This window comes from Catenulispora rubra (genome assembly GCF_015356825.1).
Taxonomy (GTDB): Bacteria; Actinomycetota; Actinomycetes; order Streptomycetales; family Catenulisporaceae; genus Catenulispora; species Catenulispora rubra.
Genome location: NZ_JAACYW010000814.1, coordinates 1 through 390 on the forward strand (window position 1 = coordinate 1; position 390 = coordinate 390).

General features: G+C 71.8%; 1 protein-coding gene. It reads left to right on the plus strand.

What is annotated here, in order from left to right; all coding sequences use genetic code 11:
- Nucleotides 1-390: hypothetical protein (locus GWK61_RS55540; RefSeq protein WP_194922412.1), on the plus strand; the 390-nt coding region annotated here is incomplete at both ends.

Sequence of the window (390 nt, forward strand, 5' to 3'; positions counted from 1 at the left end):
GCCTGACCATCCTCGGCTGCTCGGCCGCCAGCGCCTCGGCGAAGCCCGCCTCGGCACCGGCCAGCGCCGCCCACCTCACCGCCTACAGCCCCGACGACGGCCCCACCCAGCAGGTGATCGTCACCGGCGCGGTCGCCGACTACGGCCAGGCCGTCAGCGTCAACCCGGACGGCACGGTCAACCCCGAGCACAACAGCCAGCTGGAGCTGAAGCTGACGCACGGCACGTTCCGCCTCGACATCGCCTCGATCGACAAGGCCTTCGTCGCCGCGATGGCCAGCCGGTTCCCGACCGACCCGGCGACCTGCTCCGGCAACTTCGCGGTGACGCAACAGGTCCCGGTCGTGACGGGCTCCGGGACCGGCTCGTATAAGGGCGCTGACGGCTCGT